Raw genomic sequence first — 19,929 nt, 5'->3', positions numbered from 1 at the left:
AGCAAACAACCGAACTTGGTAAAGAACCTGAGTTTTACGAATGAACTACCTTTTTATTAGCGTTTAAATTTCAAACGAATTAGTTTGTCAATCTCGGTAACGATTAAAACAATGGCACCAGCCACGATAGCTAACATCCATTCATGTAAACCAATCGATCCGGTTGAAAAAATTCCTTGCATAAACGGTACATAGGTTAGGAATAGTTGCAATAGGATCATTAGACCGACGAAAACGAAGGCTTTCGGATTGGAGAACAAATCTTTGGAAAGAGCTAATTTGGGTGTACGAATATTAAATAAGTAGAAGATTTTACCAATGATCAAAGTATTGACCATAGTTGTACTAGTAATAACTTCACTGAAACCTTGGCTGCTTAGATAGATATCAATGATCAAACTGACCGCGGCGATTAGAAGTGCAACGTAAGTCATTTGGAATATATCGTGTCGATTCATTAATTTACTACCGGTTTTACGGGGCGGACGGTTCATAATTCCATCTTCAGCCGGCTCGAAAATCAAAGCAAATTGGATTGTGATAGCTGAAACCATGTTGATCCAAAGTAACTGTGATGGTTGTAGGGGAATATCTTGTTTGGTCAAGATTGCATAGGCAACGATTAAACCTTCGGAGAAAGAGATAGGTAACAGATATAAAATACTCTTTTTGATATTGTCGAAGATTCGGCGGCCTTCCTTGATAGCAGAGGACATAGTAGCGAAGTTATCATCGGTCAGAATCATATCGGCCGAGTCCTTAGCAACATCGGTTCCCTTAATACCCATAGCGACACCAATATCGGCCCGTTTTAAAGCTGGAGCATCATTGACACCGTCACCAGTCATAGCAGTAACTTTATTGTTCTTTTGGAGTGCTTTGATAATTTCAAGTTTATTACTTGGAGTAGTTCTAGCAAAAACTTGATTGTTATCAGCGGCAGTTATTTTTTCATCATCTGAAAGTTTATCCCATTCAGGGCCAGTAATAGCATGAATTTCGTCGGCCAGACCTAACTTTTCTCCGATAGTTTTAGCTGTAATAGCATTGTCGCCAGTAATCATTTTAACTTCAACGCCAGCAGTACGCATAACTCGTAATGATTCAATAACTTCTTCACGTGGGGGATCGATGATAGCAGCTAAACCTAAGAAGTTTAAGCCATCAATGATCATCTCGTGAGTAACTTCAGCGGCATCCTTAGGAGCGTCTTCATAAGCGACGGCGATAACACGTTTACCTTCTTCAGAGAAACGTTCGACTTTTTCTAACCAGTAATCATAATTAAAGTTGGCATCCTGTTTGCGAGCCATTTCTAGCAGTTTGTCAGGAGCACCCTTAACAAAAAGTAACTGGTTGTCGGCAGTATCTTTAACAATCTTACCAATGTAACGATAGTCGGAATCAAATGGTAAAATGTCGACTTCTTCGTATTGATTCTTTTGATCATAAGGGAAGACTTTGTGATAAAGCGTTAAGAATGCACCATCAGTCGGTTCACCATTGATGATCCATTGATTGTTTTCATGTAATAAAGTAGAGTCATTAGCCTGATAACCAGCTTCTAAGAATAATTTTAAGTTAGAAGTTATTTCAACAGGTTGACCATTTTTAGTTATTTTTCCAATTGGTTCATAACCGGTACCAGTAACTTGAAGTTCTTGGTCATCAATCAGAATATCTGTAACGGTCATTTCGTTCTTAGTTAAAGTACCCGTTTTATCGGTAGCAACAACGTCAACTGAACCAAGAGTTTCTACTGCAGGTAGAGTTTTGACGATAGTATGTTGCTTTTTAGCCATGTCACTAACACCTTTAGCCAAGATAACTGAAGTTGTAGCAGGCATACCTTCAGGAATAGCACCGACCATCATGGCTACAACGGCCAATGCAAGCACTGGTAGTGAATAGGTGTCAAAGATAAAACCAATGATAAAGATAACTACCGAGGCGGCAACGATGAAGTAGGAAACCTTAGTACCTAAGCCATCAATTATTTGCATCAATGGAGTTTTACGCTGTTTAACTGAGCTAACTTCCGAGGAAATCTTACCGATTTCGGTATCTTTTGCAGTGGCAACAACAATCCCACTTCCGCTACCATTAGTGACAGCGGTTGACGCAAAAGCCATATTCTTTTGATCAGCCAAAGCAACGTCATCTTGCTCAATAGCCTCAGCAATTTTAGAAACAGAGTTTGATTCACCTGTTAAAGCTGATTCTTGGATTCTCAAGTTATCGGAATCAATAATTCTCAGGTCAGCCGGAACGTTATCGCCAGCTTCCAAAAAGACTGTATCACCGACAACTAATTCTTCGGCCGGAATATCTTTTCTTTGACCATCTCGATAAACGGTGGCTTCAATTGAAAGCATCTGTTTAATTTTGTCCAATGCATCCGAAGCATTTGATTCTTGATAGTAACCAATAATGGCATTGATAATAACTACCAAGAAAATGATGATGGAATCTGAGTAGTGTTGCATTAGTAGTGTGATCAAAGTTGCTGCAATCAGGACATAGATCACCATATTATTGAACTGACGGAAAAATATTTTCCATTTAGGTGTCTTATGAGCCTCTAATTTGTTAGGACCGTTTTCACTCAAACGTTGTTGAGCTTCTTTAGTGGACAGTCCACGTTTAAATTCATTTGTGTTATATGTTTCCTTTAAATTTTTAAATCCTATTTGGTAGGGTTTAGTTTTCAATTTACATCTCCTCATTCGTTTTAAAGTTTAAAAAAAGCGCATTGCTATTAAATAGTAATGTGCTAAAACTTAGCAGCGGATGCGATATAAGAAATATATAAGCTTCGTCTTCAGTTGTTTTTCACTCCCTCAAGTGTTGTTAGTAATAATAAGATATCAGGTATTTAGTATTAAGTCAATATTAGAGTTATCATTAGTTTTTTATAATGAAAGCCAATTCATGGAATATACCAATCTTGAGGTTATCTAGTCCAATTAGGTGTTGAAAGCACTTAATTAGCTTTCATAACGTTAAAATCGAAATAAAACTATTGCAGTTCGAGAGGTATACCAGTATTATTGAATTCGTTAGAAATTTTTCTTAGTTAAGGGAGGAAAATAAGAAAATGAAAACCTATCTTCAAAGAATGGGCCGATCCCTTCAATTACCAGTTGCTGTTTTACCAGCTGCCGCTCTTCTTGAAGGTATTGGTCATTGGCTACCTAATAATTGGGCAATATCCCAATTTCTACAAGTGGGTGGTTCGGCAATTCTTAGTCAACTGGCTTTATTATTCGCTGTTGGTTTGTCGATCGGAATGGCTAAGACCAAAGATGGAGCGTCGGCTATGGCCGGTGTTGTGGCTTACATAGTTCCAACATATGTTTTAGCTCCTAAACAAGTGGCCTTGTTAATGGGAATTAAGGTCAGTGCTGTTAATCCAGCTTTTAATGCAATTGCTGGAAATGTTTTTATCGGTATTATTGCGGGGCTGATTGCGGCTGCCTTATTTGACCGCTTTCACGAGACCAAGTTACCGATGGCGTTATCATTCTTTAGTGGTAAACGCTTAGTTCCAATTTTATCAACTTTAGTAATGTTATTAATTTCAGTTGTTTTACTATTTGTTTGGCCAGTTCTATATGATGCTTTAATTACCTTTGGTAAATTCATCGTTAACCTTGGCTGGATTGGTGCCGGATTATTTGGATTCTTCAATAGACTATTGATCCCAACTGGTTTGCATCAAGCATTAAATCAAGTTTTTGAGTTTAATATTGCTGGTATTAATGATATTGGTAATTTCTGGGCTAATAAGGGTACTAAAGGTGTGACCGGAATGTATCTTGCTGGTTATTTCCCAGTTATGATGTTCGGTTTGCCTGCTGGAGCTTTGGCAATTTATCGTAATGCTTTGCCAGAACGTAAAAAGGCTACTGCTGGTTTAATGATGGCCGGAGCCTTTGCTTCATTCTTTACCGGTGTTACTGAACCTTTGGAATTCTCATTTATGTTTGTGGCTTGGCCACTATATGTAATTCACGCTGTCTTTACTGGCTTGTCAATGGCTTTTGCGGCGTTCATGCATTGGACTGCTGGGTTTACTTTCAGTGCGGGCCTGGTGGATTATATTTTGAGTTTCCACATGCCAATCGCTAATAAACCTTATATGTTACTAGTACAGGGTGTAGTAATGGCTTTGATTTATTACTTTGGATTTGATTTTGCAATCAAGAAATTTAATCTGATGACTCCAGGTCGGGAACCATTAGAAGCCAACAACGCCCCTGTTGAGGCTGTGGCTACTTCAGGTTCTGACGATAAATATATGGTTATGGCTAAAACAGTTTATGCAGGAATTGGCGGCCATGATAATATCAGTGTGATCGATAATTGTACAACTCGTTTGCGTTTACAATTAAAAGATACAAGTAAAATCAATAAATCACAGATCATGAGTGCCGGTGTTGCCGGTGTGAATGTTCTGGATAAAGTGAATATTCATATCGTTGTCGGAACAGAAGTGCAGTTTGTGGCAGATGCCTTGAAGAAACTCTTTGCCGAGAACGCTACTGTAACCGCCACTACAGCTGAATCAAAACCTACCACAAAGTCTGCACCTGTCAGTGACGTTAAGTCAGGTGAAACAGATGTCTTTTATAGTGTTGCTAATGGACATTTAGAAGATATCGAAAAAGTTTCTGATCCTACCTTTGCTCAAAAAATGCTTGGGGATGGTTATGCAGTTGTACCAACTGATGGTAAAATTGTCTCTCCAATTGATGGAACAATTGAAACGATTTTTCCAACTAAACATGCTTTAGGAATCAAGACTGCTGATGGATTAGAAGTTTTAGTTCATATGGGTATTGATACTGTGCAATTGAAAGGCGAACCATTTGAGATTAAAGTTAAAGATGGTCAGACGGTCAAACACGGTGATCAATTAGCTCAAGTAGATTTAGCGAAAATCGAACAGGCTGGTAAGAAAACTGACATGATGGTGATTGTAACTAACATGGCTAGTGTTTCGTATATGAAATATAATGTTTTGGATAGTGATGTTCAATTGGATCAAGAAGTTGTTAGAGTGACAACAAAGTAAATAGATTTCACCCTTCATAACTCGCTTAAAAAGCTGCTGAGAAATTACCTCAGCAGCCTTTTTTATATGGAAATATTTTTAACCTAAAAATTCAAAGACATCCTTGCGATTATATAGATGAAGAACTTTCTCTAATAAGAATTGCAAAGCTAAAGCTACGATAACTGGGACAACGAGCCAACTAATGAATAGTAGGGCAACGTTTAGTCCAGCTTCGAGTGATGCTAAGGGACCGACTAATCCAACTAAACCAAACCCAGCTGAAGCTGGTGTTCCAGAGATACTGAACAAGGCAACTGGAATAGCAGAGATTACTGCCGTAATCAAACATGGAATCAAAATAATTGGTTTTCGGAAGAGATTAGGCATCATCATTTTCATGGCACCTAAAGCAATCGCAATCGTAACACCAGGTTTATTGACTCTCCAAGAGTTCACAACTAAAACAATTGTTGTAGCGGCAACTCCCATCGCAGCAGCCCCAGCGGAAATACCATTTAATTGAATAGCCATACCGATAGCTACAGTTGAAATCGGTGAAATAATTAAGGTTGCAAAGGCACAACTAATCAGAATACACATGATAATTGGTTGTAAATCTGTGAAGGAATTAATTCCATCGCCAATTGCTTTAGTGATATCAGTTACATATGGATAGAGGTAAAAGCCAATCAATCCCGCTCCGACACCAACTACAATTGGAGTTAAGACGATGGCAACGGAACCGAACTTATCACCGATCAATAGGATCAAACCAACGGCAATCGAAGCCGTTAACATGGTATTGATAATATCTCCGGTACCAGCCCCGATATAGGCTTGAGCCTTTTCATTAAATTTGATAACTCCAGATCCAACGAAAGAAGCTCCACCAACTACCATCATTGGCATTGGTTTAAATTCAAATTGTAAAGCAATTAAAGCCCCAATTAAAAGTGGTGTACCTAATTGAAAAATAAGTGCCATTTGACCAATGGCAAGTGCAAAAGGATTGTTACCGAACATTTTCAAGATAGCAGCTAAAACAGCATTGGGAATCAAACCGATAATAATACCGGTAGCAGTTCCTGATAAAACTTTATTTAGAAAAATTTTGGCCGTTAGTTTTTGATTCATAATAATCCCCCTGATGACCTAAGATAATTTTTTTATTATTTTGCCTGAAGAATATCTTCTTTGCAATGAATTAATTGTGTTAGCAAGTCACAGTATGGAGTAGGGATGCCATATTTTTTCCCCTTACGAGCTACAGCACCATTGATATAATCGATTTCTGTTAAACGATGGTTATTGATTAGATCTTGATACATTGATGGGTAATGTTTACCGATAGTTTCTGGATCAAAACATGATTCAACATGTTCAACAACTTCTTTAGTGTCAAGATCAACGCCTTCATGTTTAGCCACAGCGGCGAATTCGTTAACCACTGTCACAACGATATCGTGAGCCGGTTTAGTAGCACCAAATTCAGCCATATTAACATCAAGGATTGAGCAGAGACAATTCATGGTTCCGTTGACACAGGCTTTACGATAGATCGAATAGTGAATATTGTCAGAATACTTTGCGTTTAAACCTGATTCTGATAAAGTGGCTGCCAATTCTTTAGCGGCATCTTCTTGATTTTTACCCAGATTCTGTAATTCAACTGAGCCGTTACCAAAGAGTTTAACTTGTCCAGGACCAACTAGACCAGCGGTCCACATTGTATTACCAATAAAGATATTCTCCATTGGGATGTACTTTTCGATGGTATCTTCATGACCAATACCATTTAACAAACAGAGAATCTTGGTTTGATCTGAAATTAATGGTTTAACATCTTGCAACATTTTATCTAGTTGCATTGATTTAGTGAATAAAATAATTAAATCAGCTTTTTCGGAAGCTTTAATTTCAGATTGAAGCATAACCGGAATGTTGACTGTGATGTCTTCACCGTTGAAGTTTGCCTTTAGACCATTCTCTTTGATGGCATTAACGTGATCAGGCCAACCGTCGACCAGAGTAACGTCATTGCCACCTTTATGAAGCATGATTCCAAAGCGACTGCCCATGGCACCCGCACCTGCGATAATAACTTTCATAGTTTGTTCTCCTTAAGATATCTGTTTATATCTGTACTTGTATTATACTCAGATTATTGTGAAAAAATCTACAAGTAAATCACTAACTATTGACTAAAACGTTTTCAACTGTTAGATTATGTTTGAAATAAACAATAGTAAACATGGGGGAACAGCATGAGTTCATTAGCAGAATTTCAAAAATTAAATCCAGAGTATAAGATTCTTTCAATCGATGATCCGGATTTCAAAAAGTATGGAAAAGTTTATACCAATTATGATATTAGTGAAGTAACTGATTATATGGATAAGAATGTTAAAATTTCTAGTCCAGCAAATTTCTACACACCATCAAATGCTGGTCTAGAAAAAATTGACACTATTCAGGAGATGGGGCGGGATATTTACGCTAATCTACCTATTGAGGCTGGTGAATGTACAGGACAATCAACCAACTTTTCAGCTATTGAATATCATCAAGGTAGTGAAACCAACATTATGTTGACTGATGTCATCATGGTTTTGGGTCAACGTTCAACGTTAGATACGAAAGGTTCATACAGTCCTCGAGATGATGGTCAAACTTTCTTTGTACCAGCTGGTACAGTGGTTGAATTTTATAGTTCAACTTTGCACTATGCTCCAATTAAAGTTCATGATTCAGGTTTCTCAATCATTGTTATGTTGATCAGAGGTTCAAATGAAGAATTGCCAGCTGATTTCAAGAGTAATAACAAACGTATCGTTAAACAAAATAAGTTTCAATTAGTTGATCCTATTCGTAAGGATAAGATTGCAATGGGGATTCAAGTTGGTTTAACGGGTAAATTGATTGAAATGACGCCATTGGATAAATAGTTTTGTTTTCTCTTTAATCAGAATTTGTGCTACCAACTAGAGTTTCGATATTTTCTAGTTAGTTAAAAATAATTTGATGACCGCTAATCTATTTCAAATGATATTAAAAGGCCATACCAGAATTTAAATTGGTATGGCTTTTAATATCTCACTTTTTTGTAGTTGATTTGAAATGCCAAGCAATCTAGTTAGCTTTGTTAAACTATTTGCCATCAAACCTAATTTTGAATTTAATAAACTAATTACTGACCACTACTTTACCAATCATGTGGTTAGTTTCTACTAATTGATGGGCTTTTTTCAAGTTATCCACTGTGATTGGGGATAGTTCTTGGGCTAAAGTGGATTTAATAATACCTTCATCTAATAATTTAGAAATCTGATTTAAAATCTCATGTTGAGTAATCATATCAGATGTTTGATAGTATGATTTAGAATACATCCATTCCCAAGCAAATATAGCTCGTTTAGTGGTTAACTTTTTCAAATCAATAGGGTGACGATTTTCGGTAATGGAGGCAATGTGACCACTCGGTTTGATCAACTCAACCATTTCATTCCAATGTCCATCGAGATCGTTTAATTCTAGAATATAATCGACATATTTATAACCTAAATTACGTATTTCTGTGACTAAATCATTTCGATGATTGACGGTTTGGTTGGCACCGTGTTCTTGCACCCATTTAATCGTTTCAGGCCGAGATGCTGAAGCAATAACATTTAATCCAGCCCAATGTGCTAATTGAGTTGCTACAGAACCGACACCACCGGAGCCATTGATGATCAAAATGTTTTTACTGTGATTAAGTTCCTTAGCAGTCGGATTAATTGCTAGTTGTTCAAACAATGCTTCCCAAGCAGTCAAAGATGTTAGGGGCATCGCTGCAATTTTGGCATCGGGTAATTTTGAGGGAGCTGAGCCCACGATCCTTTCATCAACCAATTGGTATTGACTGTCACTACCAGGACGAATAAAAGATCCCGCATAAAAAACTCGATCGCCTTTATTAAAGAGTGTTACTTTAGAACCAGTTTCTTCTACTATACCAACGGCATCCCAACCAATTACTTTGGGCTGTTTTAAAGTACCATGTCCTCCTTTTCTAACACCAACATCAACAGGATTAACCGAGACGGCGTTAACCTTAACCAAAAGATCGTGACCCTCTGCCTTAGGAGTAGGTATTTCAAATTCAATTAAACTATTTTTATTAGCTATAGGTAAATGTTCTTTAAAACCGATTGCTTTCATAATGGGAGACTTCCTTTTACTTAGTATAATAATCAGATTTAATTGAATGACAATCCTGAAATGTTTGTAACTAGTTACAAAATAGACACTAGTCAGAATAATTGAAAAACCAATTGATTCAGGGTAATTTAGAAATCATCTATTATATAGAAGGAGTTTGTTATGAATAGACATATTTATGACTGTCAGGAGGGGTGCCCAGTCGAAAGTACCCTCCAATTTATTTCGGGTAAGTGGAAAAGTGTTATCTTATATCATTTGTTTAAAGAGCAAGTCTGTCATTTTGGCCAATTAAAACGTGATCTAAAGGACTGTTCCCAACGTATGTTGGCCCTGCAATTAGCAGAATTAGAGCAAGATGGGATTATTCAAAAGAATATTTATCAAGAAATCCCCTTAAAAACTGATTATACATTGACTAAATTTGGAAAAACTTTGGAACCAGTCGTACTAGCTATGTCTCAATGGGGGACATATTATAATCAATTAGCTAAGACGGAATCAAATTAAATTCTTTTTTGATGAAGTCTAGATTAATTTTCGTAATTGACGTGTAGAGATGACCTTATTTACTGTGTCAAAATGCCAGAAATTAATCATAAAAAGGTTCTTAAGAAATTCTTAAGAACTTTTTTAAGTAAAAATGGGCTAGACAAATTGGTACCTACCACTTTCTGCAAAATTGAATTAAATTGAAACCGCTTTTTCCATTAAGGAAAGTCGTGAAACCATATGTAACAAGCTGTTACATAAAAGTAACATGTGAAAAAATCCCAATTTAAATATAGAACCTTTTTTAACTAAATTGAAAAAACTGATATAAAAGGAATTAAACTCGATTTCACTTGAAAATACTGAAAAATATGAATTGCTTGCAAATGTCACAAAGGGGCATGGGAACGGAAAAAATGATTGAATTTAAGTTGACTAAATAATACCTATATTCTGAACATCATGGCGGACTAGCAAAATTTTGAGGCCCAGGTATGTGAAATTTGAATTAAGAAAATTATATTTAAAGTTTAAAAATGTTTTCATTTGGGGCTTTTTGTTAAAAGTGCTGTTTTTTTTCTGAAAAAATGATATTATGTAAGGGTTCACATGAAGGGTGAGCTCTATTAAAGCGATTAATTTAGAAATTATTCTATTTTTATTGTCAATTCGATCATAAATGGGTGGTCAAAGTAAGCGCTTTAATGACATAAAAATAAAGGAGGATTAAACATGGTTGGAATTGTTATTGCGAGCCATGGTGACTTTGCTGATGGTATCAAGATGTCAGGTTCAATGATTTTCGGTGAACAAAAAGATGTTCAGTCCGTTACATTACAACCTAGCATGGGTCCAGATGACCTTAAGGCAAAATTGGAAGAAGCTGTTGCTACTTTCGAAGATCAAGACGAAGTATTATTCCTAGTCGATCTTTGGGGTGGAACACCATTCAACCAAGTAAATGGTTTGTTCGAAGCACATAAAGACAAGTGGGCAATTGTTGCTGGACTTAACTTGCCAATGTTGATTGAGGCATATGCTTCACGTCTTTCAATGAATTCAGCACAAGAAATTGCTGCTCATATCATTGAAACTGCTAAAGATGGTGTAAAGGTTCGTCCAGAATCATTACAACCTAAAGAAGCAGCTAAGGCTGCACCAAAGCAACAAGCTACAGGTGGTCAACCAGGATCATTTAAATATGTCTTGGCACGTGTTGATTCACGTTTACTACATGGACAAGTTGCTACAGCTTGGTCAAAGACAACAAATCCTACACGTATCATCGTCGTTTCAGATGGTGTTGCCAAGGATGATTTGCGTAAACAATTGATCATGCAAGCCGCACCGGTTGGTGTTACAGCTCACGTTGTTCCTATTGACCAAATGATCAAACTTGCCAAAGATGACAAGCATTTCGGTGGTCAAAGAGCATTACTATTGTTCGAAACACCACAAGACGTACTTAAGGCTGTTGAGGGTGGAGTTCCATTGAAATCAGTTAACGTTGGTTCAATGGCTCACTCAGTCGGTAAAGTACAACCAAATAAAGTTTTGGCTTTTGACCAAAATGATATCGATACTTATAAGAAGTTGGAATCAATGGGCATTAAATTAGATGTTCGTAAAGTTCCTACAGATTCTGCTGATAATATGGATAACATTATGAAGAAAGCACAAGCTGAATTAGATAAAAATAAACAACAATAATATATATATGTATATATCAGAAATAAAATGGAGGATTAATAATCATGCAATTAAATGCTATTCAGATTATTCTAGTCATTTTAGTATCTTTCTTAGCTGGTATGGAAGGTATTTTGGATGAGTTTCACTTTCACCAACCAGTTATCGCATGTACTTTAATCGGCTTAGTTACAGGTCAATTATTACCTTGTCTTATCCTTGGTGGTTCATTACAAATGATCGCCTTAGGTTGGGCAAATATCGGTGCCGCTGTTGCACCTGATGCTGCTTTGGCAGCTGTCGCTTCAGCTATTATTCTTGTTCTTGGTGGTAAAGGAAAGGCCGGAGTTGGTTCAGCTATTGCTATTGCTGTTCCTCTAGCTGTTGCCGGATTACTACTAACTATTCTATGTCGTACATTAGCAACTGGTATTGTTCATATCATGGATAAAGCTGCTGAAGAAGGTAGTTTTAGAAAGATTGAAATGTGGCAATATATCGCCATTGCAATGCAAGGTGTTCGTATCGCTATTCCTGCCGCATTGATCCTAGGTATTGGTGCTGGTCCCGTACGTGAATTATTAAACATGATGCCTACTTGGTTGACAGATGGTTTGTCAATCGGTGGTGGTATGGTTGTTGCCGTAGGTTATGCTATGGTTATCAACATGATGGCTACTAAAGAAGTATGGCCATTCTTCGCAATTGGTTTCGTACTTGCTACAATTACACAATTAACACTTATCGGACTTGGTGCTATCGGTATTTCTATGGCTCTTATCTACTTGAAATTGGAAAAATCAGGTGGTAATGGTGGCAACGGTGATGGAGGAAATTCTTCCAACACTGGTGACCCAGTCGGCGATATTATAGATAACTACTAAGAGGGGAGAACACAAAAAAATGGCAGATCAAGTAAAGATTTCTAAAAAAGATAGAATTTCCGTTTGGTGGCGTTCAACCTTCCTACAAGGTTCATGGAACTACGAACGTATGCAAAATGGTGGCTGGACTTATTCATTGATTCCAGTACTTAAAAAATTATATACAACAAAAGAAGACCGTGCCGCTGCATTGAAGCGTCACATGGAATTCTTCAATTGTCATCCTTATCTAGCTTCACCTATCCTTGGTGTAACAATGGCCTTGGAAGAAGAACGTGCTAATGGGGCACCTATTGATGATGTTACTATTCAAGGTGTTAAAGTTGGTATGATGGGTCCTTTGGCTGGTATTGGTGATCCTGTGTTCTGGTTCACTGTTAAGCCTATTATTGGTGCTTTGGCTGCTTCATTAGCTATTACTGGTAATATTCTTGGACCAATTATTTACTTCGTAGCATGGAATGCTATTCGTATGGCCTTCATGTGGTATACACAAGAACTTGGCTATCAAGCCGGTTCAAAGATTACAGATGACCTATCTGGTGGTATCTTACAAGATGTCACAAAGGGTGCTTCAATTTTGGGTATGTTTATCCTAGGTTCATTGATTAACCGTTGGGTTACTGTTAAGTTCACACCAACAGTTTCAACAGTTAAACTAGACAAAGGTGCCTTCATTGACTGGTCACATTTACCAGCTGGTGCAAAGGGTATCCAACAAGCTTTGATTCAACAAAAAGCTGGATTATCATTGACACCTGATAAAGTAACAACATTACAAGATAACTTGGATCAATTGATCCCTGGTTTAGCAGCTTTGCTATTAACATTCTTCTGTATGTGGTTACTAAAGAAGAAAGTTTCTCCAATCGTTATTATTCTTGGCTTGTTCGTTGTAGGTGTTCTTCTACACGTACTTCACATTATGTAATTATTTGAAACTTTCAATAAATGGGGTGGACTCCTTGGAGTTCCGCCTCTTTTTTGATAATAAACAACTTCAGACGTATAATATTTTTTAACAGGATAAAGGAGTAAGGTAAATGGTTCAATCATTAAATACAAAGTCAGATTTGGTCATGGATGCAACCTCGCACCTAGGAATGACAGATTACGGTAAAATCATGGTCGGAGATAAGGGTTTTGAATTTTATGATGACCGTGACACCAAAAACTATATTCAAATTCCTTGGAGTGAAGTAGACCATGTGATTGTCTCAGTCATCTTTGGTGGTAAGTGGATACCTAGGTATGCACTACAAACAAAGAAGAATGGAACATTCTCATTCTCATCTAAAGATCCCAAAAAAGTATTACGAGCAATCAGAGTTTATGTCAAACCAGATAAAATTGTTCGTTCATTAGGGTTCTTTCAAGTTATTAAACGGGCTTTCACTAGAAAACCCAAAAAGAATAAGAAGAAATAAGCTAAAAGGGTTTGAAACATAACTGTTTTTTAATTCAAATTTGCAGCATAAACGTGGAACATAACATAGCTCTCGAGCATGTTATGTTCCACGTTTTTTTGTGCCAAAGTAGACAATTTGTTAATTTTCAGAGCATTATTTTGGATTAATTATGGCGAAGGTATTATTTTAATAGTAGTCATAGATAATCAAGGTGATTAAAATGGAAAATGAATTGAGTTTCGAAAGAAAAATCAGTTTCGAACCATTATTGATCAGTATCTTTTTCGGAATAATAGTGGCAACAATTATGTATTCAATGTTTCCAAAATTCCCATTGATAGGACTTATTTGTGGCATGGCAGCCTTTGTGCTAGAGAGCATGTTGATTTATCCAAGATATCTGTCAAAATCCTATGGTTATTGGAAGATTGACAATCAAGGAATTTATTACTATGACTACAGTACTTGGATAAAACGAATCCGAGCTATCTTTTTACCAGCAAATGAAAAGGTTAGAGAGATACCATTTTCCAATATCAAAACGTTTTCAGTAGTTGATGGTAAATCTATTATGAATACTCAACATCCCTTAGGAGGCTCCTTAAAGGCTCCTTTGGCACGAAAGATACATTGTTTTGTAATTGAGACTAATCATCAAAAGGTTAGATTGAATTGTGCTTGGAAGACATCAGGCATTCCTACCACGCCTGCCGATATTAATCGAATCGTTACATTAATCAATTCAAGAATATAATTTACTTTAAGCAAATTCGTTTGGCTGGATTTGCTTTTTTTTTGCAAACAAAAAGCCCACGGGTATGGGCTTAAACAAATAAATAATTTATGAAATACAATTTGAAGGGTAAGTTCTGTAAAGGAGAATGCAGTATTAAATTACAGAACCTGTATCTCAACAAAATAAGAATACTTTATCGAACGCGTTTCATGTCAAGCAAATATCTAATATAATTTAGAGAGAATATATTCTAAGGAGATTTTATGAAAGTATTAAAAAATAATGTAACTAAAATTATTTTGGCTAGTTTGATTTTTCCAATTGTTTTGATAGTGGTGGGGTTAGCTGTTCGTAAAGGATCAGCTAATAGCATCTGGCAGGCTTTAGGAGATCTATTGGTTTTCGTGATTGCATACCTGTTAAATTGGAAATACTTTCGCCAGAGAGTTTATTGGTTCAACGGAAACAAACTTGCAAGTCAGTTAAATACAGCTTTACCAGCTATAATTATTATTGTTTTTTTGAATTCGGCGATGTTTGCTGTTCCTGATTTCAAAGTCAAACTGCGAGTGATCGTTATCTGTTTATTGGTCGGATTAGCTGAAGAATATATCTTTAGGGGCTTGTTAGTCAGTTTATTTCTAAAATTACTGCATAATAATATTTTAGGAGCTGTGATCGGTTCAAGTATCATGTTTGGTTTGCTTCATTTAATTAACTTACGTTCGTTGCCAATTGGTTACGTATCAGTTCAGGTAATATTTGCTGCTGCTTTAGGGATTCTTTTTGGAACAATCTATATTAAGACACATAATTTAAGCATCGTTATTCTTTTACATGCATTAAGAGATATGTTTCCAATGTTTTCCGATAAGATGATGGCACAGGTATCTAAGATGACCTTTTCAATAGCATCTCTGTACGTCACAGTGGTCTTTTTAGTAATAACTTTAGTAATTGCTAATACTCAGCTAAAAAACTTTGAGATACAAAAAGAATGAAACAAAACATGCTCGAGAGCTATGTTTTGTTTCACACTTATGTGTTGCATATTTAAATTCAAAACCAGTTATGTCCCTAGCTTTTTTAGTCTAATTTGAGTGGTTGGGTACTATCCAACCAATTATTGGTTTCAATATTCTTGAAGTACATTGTCACTTCTGAAGTTGTACTGTTAACTTTTACTAATAAAGCACCATCGAAATTTTTTTCTGGTTGGACTAAACCGTTGTTACTGGAATCAATCAGGGCTGCATTATCACCAGTAGCCGTTACAGCGCTGAGTTGTTGACCGTCTTGTTTGAGCATAATAGCGTTACTCTGAACTTTTTGAGGGACTTCAGCAGACTTAGTTTTGTTAGTGTAATTATACTTAACTAGTAAAGCAGCATCCCCATTGGAATCTTTGATCAATTTGACTTCATTAGAAATTTTAAAGGTATACCAATCTGAATCGTAAGTTAAGTCATTATAACTACCAGCATTTTGGATTTTGACAGTAGCTGGTTTTTTTTCAGGTTCCTTGGTGACTTGTTGAGCAGGATTTTCTTTTTTGACTGTCTTTGGTTTATTAGCTTTTTTAGTTACTTTCTTTTTTTCCGTTTTCTTGGGTTTCACCTTTTCTATCTTATGAGAAGGTTGAGTTGAATGGGTATCCTTGGAAGAGTTAGCTTTCCAAATTACAAATATACCAATTAAAATGATAACCAATGAGACAATCGAAATAATAAATGATTTCTTTTGATAATATGGAACACGTTTACGTCGAAGTGCTTCACGAGTCATACGAGATCTATTGTTGCCGTTTTGCCTTTTCATAACGCTACTCCCCTGTGAATAATTCGTTAAGACTATAATATCATAATTACTAAGTATGAATTAATTAACTAGAAAATGCTTCCTTTTTTCTAAAAATAGCAAATAAAAATTAGGGTGTTGAACTGCCTTTAAAAAAGTGGTATAAATATCTGGTCGAAGTTAATGAGATAGTTATTTTTATAGAAGGGGGTCACAATGATGTTGTTTTTTGGTAATCATGGCGATTATGAAGTTACTTGTAATTTCTTTAGCAAAGAAGGCCAAACAATTGCTAAGAAGCGCGTCTGTCACAACGTTTCTAAGAAAGAAGCACGTGACGGTATGAGAGATTATGTTACAAACAGATTCTCTGATATCATTGATGTAGCTCATCCCATTAAAGTTGTTGCTAAGTTAACAACTAAATAGAAGGATATATAAGGGATTTATAAAGATGGAACAATTATGTTCCATCTTTTTTTATCCATTAGTAAAATAATTGGTATGATAGACAGGAGGAGGCGAGGTTATGGATCATGAGAAAGTAACGGGCAAACGTTTCTTTTATGTAACTGTGCTCAATGTTTTGATTACCATTACTGAGTTTGTTGGAGGCTTCTTCTCAGGAAGTCTAGGTTTGATTTCAGATGCCTTTCACAATTTAGAAGATTCATTATCAATTGTTATCTCCTACGTTGCCAACGTCATCGGAAAAAGAAAAAATAATACCAAAAAAACTTTTGGCTACAAACGTGCGGAAACTTTGGCAGCTTTTGTTAACTCAATCGTGTTGGTTATTATAACGTTAGTGATGGTTTTTGAATCATTTAGGCGTTTATCACAACCGCAGCATATTGATGGTAAGTTAATGATGATTGTTTCATTAGTTGGACTAGCGGCTAACTTTATTTCAATGATGCTGTTGTTAACCGGTTCAAAACATAATTTGAATATTAAAGCGACTTTTTTACATATGTTAACAGACACATTGTCTTCAGTAGGGGTCTTTGTGGCTTCAATTTTTGTTATTTTATTCAATTGGAATTGGGTCGACCCACTTATTACGATTGTGATTGCCATATGGCTTTTAAAAGAAGCGTACAGCGTCGTTTCGGAAACAATTAATATCTTGATGGAGGCTAGTCCAAAAATTGATTTAGACGCCGTTCAGGACGCTATTTTGACAGTTCCTGAAATTGTTAAAGTTCATCATGTCCATGTTTGGATGATTGATGAGAATCATATTATGTTGGATGCTCATATCAACGTTAAGAAAAATTGCAATATGAAAGAATTGGATGCTCTATACGACCAGGTTGATCAACTGTTGAATGATAAGTTTAATATCACGCATGTTACCTTACAGGCAGAGTGTTCTAGAGGTTTGGACAATTCTCTGATCGATTAATAAGATTTGCTAATTGTGCTAGAATTAAGGGTAATTCTATATGAAAGTTGGGAATATCATAATATGGTAAAACTTGTCATGGTAAGGCATGGGGAAAGTATCGCTAATGCTTTAAACCAATATACTGGTTGGAACAACGTTGGTTTAACTCAAGAGGGAATCGTCCAAGCACACGTGGCTGCAGAGAAACTCAAGGGAATGTCTTTTGATCATGTTCATACGTCTGTTCTGAAACGTGCGATTATTACAGCCTATATTATTCAAGATGAATTGAATCTTAACTACGTGCCAATTACTAAAACCTGGCGCTTAAATGAACGTCATTATGGAGCTTTACGAGGAATCAATAAGGATGAGACTAGAAGAGAATATGGTGTTGAGCAAGTACATCAATGGCGGAGAAGTTTTTATTCAATTCCACCGCAATTAGAGCAACCTGACCCTAATGTCGGTCCTTATAAATATTTTGATGCTCGAATTATGCCAGTGGCTGAAAGTCTCTATCAGGCTTACCAACGAATCATTCCTTATTATGTCGATCAAGTAGCGCCACTACTGTTGGATGGTAAGGATCAATTGATTGTTGCACATGGTAGTACCATCAGGGCATTGATCAAGTATATTGAAAATATTAGTGATGAAGATATTGATGGGATTGAAGTTGCTAATGGGAAACCTTTGATATATGAATTGGATAATAAATTAAATATTATTAGTAGTAATAGAACAGAATAATAATAATATATTTAAATAAATGGAAGTACCTTTTGGGTCTGTAAAGACTTTGAAGGCACTTTCATTTTTTTTGAGAAAATTAAAAGAAAAGGCTTCCTTTTTAGAGATTATGATGTAAACTATTAAAATGGTCTAGATAAGTTGAGAAGAATTTTTGGTGCCAAATGGGCTTATTTAGACAAACTAAATGTAATAATATTTAATTCAGCATGAATAATAGAAATCGTATTACGAGAAAAAAGTAGTTTCTTATGTATATGAGATATATCACGTTAAAAAGATAATTATTACTAATATTTAATCAAACAAAAGGGAGTTTCAAATGAATATATTAATCGCGTTGATACCAGCGTTAGGTTGGGGGATCATGCCCCTGATCACTGGTAAAATTGGTGGTTCACCAGCTAATCAAATGTTTGGAATCGGAGCGGGAGCTACAATTGTCGGTTTGGTTTCCTACTTAATCACCCAACCAAGTGTCAGTACCTTAGCTTTTTGGTTTTCGGTCTTGTGTGGGGCTTTATGGACTATCGGGCAGATCGGTCAATTCATTTCTTTCAAACGAATTGGAGTTTCAGGAACGGTACCATTATCAACTGTTTTTCAATTAGTTGGTAATTCAATCATTGGAATGTTGATTTTTGGCGATTGGGCTGGAACTCAATCTAAGGTTATCGGAATCGTTGCTTTATTAATTGTTATCGCAGGGGCTTTATTAACATCGATCACTGACAGTGTTGCTGGTGAAAAGATGGAAATAAAAGATGCCATCTTCCTATTATGTACAACGGTTGGTTTCTGGATTTATTCATCATTTCCTAGTATGCCGATTGTTAAGAGCGAAAGTAGTACCGGAGTATTCTTGCCAGAAATGTTGGGAATTCTTTTAGGGGCAGTTATCTATGCTTTATTCACTGATCCAAAAGCCTTCAAACAAAAAGAACATTATCAAAATATTATTGCCGGAATTTCTTGGGGAATTGCCGCTTTTGCTTATATTTTCTCCGCTAAAGCTAATGGAAGTACATCAGCTTTTATCTGGACACAATTAAACGTAATTATTAGTACCTTTGGTGGAATCTTCGTACTTCATGAATATAAGAGTGGTCGTGAGATGAGATTTACTGTGATGGGGATTCTCTTAATTATTGTCGGTAGTGTTGCTACATCATTTGCATAAAAAAAATCAATCTCGTAATGGGATTGATTTTTTTTATGCCACCGTTAAGTTGGGAAGATTTTTTTGAAAGTATTCTGATTCTCTAGTAGTAGTGTATAGGAAAATGTAATGTTTATTATTATAATTAAATTGTATCCGATTCCAACGATAATAAGTATCCCTTTTAGGATCGGCTATTTGGGAGATGGGAATCTCAATCATAGTCGAATTGATCATTCCTTCAAGTTTGGCAATTGATAGGTGACAGTTTGAAAATGAAAAACTAGTATAGCCATAGGATACGGCCGACTTGTTGTCAATGATTTGAATATAAGCAAACATATTTTTTACATTCCTTTCC

The 19,929-nt window shown here is 36.1% G+C and carries 19 protein-coding genes; 13 read left to right on the top strand and 6 right to left on the bottom strand.

The window, feature by feature from the left end; all coding sequences use genetic code 11:
• Window positions 1–56: 56 nt before the first annotated feature.
• Window positions 57–2,711 (bottom strand): HAD-IC family P-type ATPase, encoded by a 2,655-nt coding sequence (locus IV57_RS07200; protein WP_420806322.1) that lies wholly within the window; start codon window positions 2,709–2,711, stop codon window positions 57–59.
• A gap of 386 nt (window positions 2,712–3,097) precedes the next feature.
• Here IV57_RS07200 and nagE point away from each other — a divergent pair, with 386 nt between their 5' ends.
• Window positions 3,098–5,077, top strand: coding sequence for an N-acetylglucosamine-specific PTS transporter subunit IIBC (gene nagE / locus IV57_RS07195; protein ID WP_057880836.1), 1,980 nt, complete (start codon window positions 3,098–3,100; stop codon window positions 5,075–5,077).
• Window positions 5,078–5,155: 78 nt separating this feature from the next.
• On the opposite strand, the gene IV57_RS07190 is transcribed toward nagE, so the two are convergent.
• Window positions 5,156–6,193 (bottom strand): PTS sugar transporter subunit IIC, encoded by a 1,038-nt coding sequence (locus IV57_RS07190; RefSeq protein WP_057880835.1) that lies wholly within the window; start codon window positions 6,191–6,193, stop codon window positions 5,156–5,158.
• A 35-nt stretch (window positions 6,194–6,228) separates the two neighbouring features.
• Entirely contained in the window at window positions 6,229–7,167 is a 939-nt protein-coding gene (locus tag IV57_RS07185; protein WP_057880834.1) for a 2-dehydropantoate 2-reductase, read from the bottom strand.
• A gap of 156 nt (window positions 7,168–7,323) precedes the next feature.
• On the opposite strand from IV57_RS07185, the gene IV57_RS07180 reads away from it, so the two are divergent.
• Window positions 7,324–8,004 carry a DUF4867 family protein gene (locus tag IV57_RS07180; protein ID WP_057880833.1) on the top strand — a complete coding sequence of 227 codons (681 nt, stop codon included), beginning with the start codon at window positions 7,324–7,326 and terminating at the stop codon, window positions 8,002–8,004.
• Window positions 8,005–8,242: 238 nt separating this feature from the next.
• On the opposite strand, the gene IV57_RS07175 is transcribed toward IV57_RS07180, so the two are convergent.
• On the bottom strand, window positions 8,243–9,259 hold the full coding sequence (locus tag IV57_RS07175; RefSeq protein WP_057880832.1) for a zinc-binding alcohol dehydrogenase family protein: 1,017 nt from the start codon (window positions 9,257–9,259) through the stop codon (window positions 8,243–8,245).
• 162 nt (window positions 9,260–9,421) lie between these two features.
• On the opposite strand from IV57_RS07175, the gene IV57_RS07170 reads away from it, so the two are divergent.
• From IV57_RS07170 to IV57_RS07140, 7 genes are all read left to right on the top strand, one after another.
• Complete coding sequence (locus IV57_RS07170; RefSeq protein WP_057880831.1) at window positions 9,422–9,769, top strand: winged helix-turn-helix transcriptional regulator; 348 nt, start codon at window positions 9,422–9,424, stop codon at window positions 9,767–9,769.
• Window positions 9,770–10,483: 714 nt separating this feature from the next.
• On the top strand, window positions 10,484–11,461 hold the full coding sequence (locus IV57_RS07165) for a PTS sugar transporter subunit IIB (RefSeq protein ID WP_057880830.1): 978 nt from the start codon (window positions 10,484–10,486) through the stop codon (window positions 11,459–11,461).
• Window positions 11,462–11,505: 44 nt separating this feature from the next.
• Window positions 11,506–12,324 carry a PTS mannose/fructose/sorbose transporter subunit IIC gene (locus IV57_RS07160; protein WP_057880829.1) on the top strand — a complete coding sequence of 273 codons (819 nt, stop codon included), beginning with the start codon at window positions 11,506–11,508 and terminating at the stop codon, window positions 12,322–12,324.
• A 19-nt stretch (window positions 12,325–12,343) separates the two neighbouring features.
• The gene (locus IV57_RS07155; protein WP_057880828.1) at window positions 12,344–13,255 is read left to right on the top strand and encodes a PTS system mannose/fructose/sorbose family transporter subunit IID; all 912 of its coding nucleotides are present in this window, start codon (window positions 12,344–12,346) and stop codon (window positions 13,253–13,255) included.
• Between the two features lie 112 nt (window positions 13,256–13,367).
• Window positions 13,368–13,751, top strand: coding sequence for a DUF956 family protein (locus IV57_RS07150; protein WP_057880827.1), 384 nt, complete (start codon window positions 13,368–13,370; stop codon window positions 13,749–13,751).
• Between the two features lie 202 nt (window positions 13,752–13,953).
• Window positions 13,954–14,487 carry a hypothetical protein gene (locus IV57_RS07145; RefSeq protein ID WP_057880826.1) on the top strand — a complete coding sequence of 178 codons (534 nt, stop codon included), beginning with the start codon at window positions 13,954–13,956 and terminating at the stop codon, window positions 14,485–14,487.
• 245 nt (window positions 14,488–14,732) lie between these two features.
• Window positions 14,733–15,470, top strand: coding sequence for a CPBP family intramembrane glutamic endopeptidase (locus IV57_RS07140; protein ID WP_057880825.1), 738 nt, complete (start codon window positions 14,733–14,735; stop codon window positions 15,468–15,470).
• An 85-nt stretch (window positions 15,471–15,555) separates the two neighbouring features.
• Here IV57_RS07140 and IV57_RS07135 read toward each other — a convergent pair whose 3' ends face one another.
• A complete protein-coding gene (locus tag IV57_RS07135; protein WP_057880824.1) occupies window positions 15,556–16,287 on the bottom strand; it encodes a DUF5067 domain-containing protein in 732 nt (243 codons plus the stop codon).
• Between the two features lie 195 nt (window positions 16,288–16,482).
• Between IV57_RS07135 and IV57_RS07130 the strand changes: the two genes are divergently transcribed.
• From IV57_RS07130 to IV57_RS07115, 4 genes are all read left to right on the top strand, one after another.
• Complete coding sequence (locus tag IV57_RS07130; protein ID WP_236704334.1) at window positions 16,483–16,695, top strand: hypothetical protein; 213 nt, start codon at window positions 16,483–16,485, stop codon at window positions 16,693–16,695.
• Between the two features lie 100 nt (window positions 16,696–16,795).
• On the top strand, window positions 16,796–17,674 hold the full coding sequence (locus IV57_RS07125) for a cation diffusion facilitator family transporter (protein WP_057880822.1): 879 nt from the start codon (window positions 16,796–16,798) through the stop codon (window positions 17,672–17,674).
• Between the two features lie 63 nt (window positions 17,675–17,737).
• Window positions 17,738–18,409 (top strand): 2,3-bisphosphoglycerate-dependent phosphoglycerate mutase, encoded by a 672-nt coding sequence (locus tag IV57_RS07120; protein ID WP_057880821.1) that lies wholly within the window; start codon window positions 17,738–17,740, stop codon window positions 18,407–18,409.
• Between the two features lie 322 nt (window positions 18,410–18,731).
• The gene (locus tag IV57_RS07115; protein ID WP_057880820.1) at window positions 18,732–19,589 is read left to right on the top strand and encodes a GRP family sugar transporter; all 858 of its coding nucleotides are present in this window, start codon (window positions 18,732–18,734) and stop codon (window positions 19,587–19,589) included.
• 33 nt (window positions 19,590–19,622) lie between these two features.
• Here IV57_RS07115 and IV57_RS07110 read toward each other — a convergent pair whose 3' ends face one another.
• Window positions 19,623–19,910: a hypothetical protein gene (locus IV57_RS07110; protein ID WP_057880819.1), complete on the bottom strand. Its 288-nt coding sequence runs from the start codon at window positions 19,908–19,910 to the stop codon at window positions 19,623–19,625.
• Window positions 19,911–19,929 lie beyond the last annotated feature (19 nt).

The organism is Companilactobacillus kimchiensis (assembly GCF_001438805.1).
Lineage (GTDB): Bacteria > Bacillota > Bacilli > Lactobacillales > Lactobacillaceae > Companilactobacillus > Companilactobacillus kimchiensis.
This window is presented reverse-complemented; position numbering and strand designations above follow the sequence as displayed.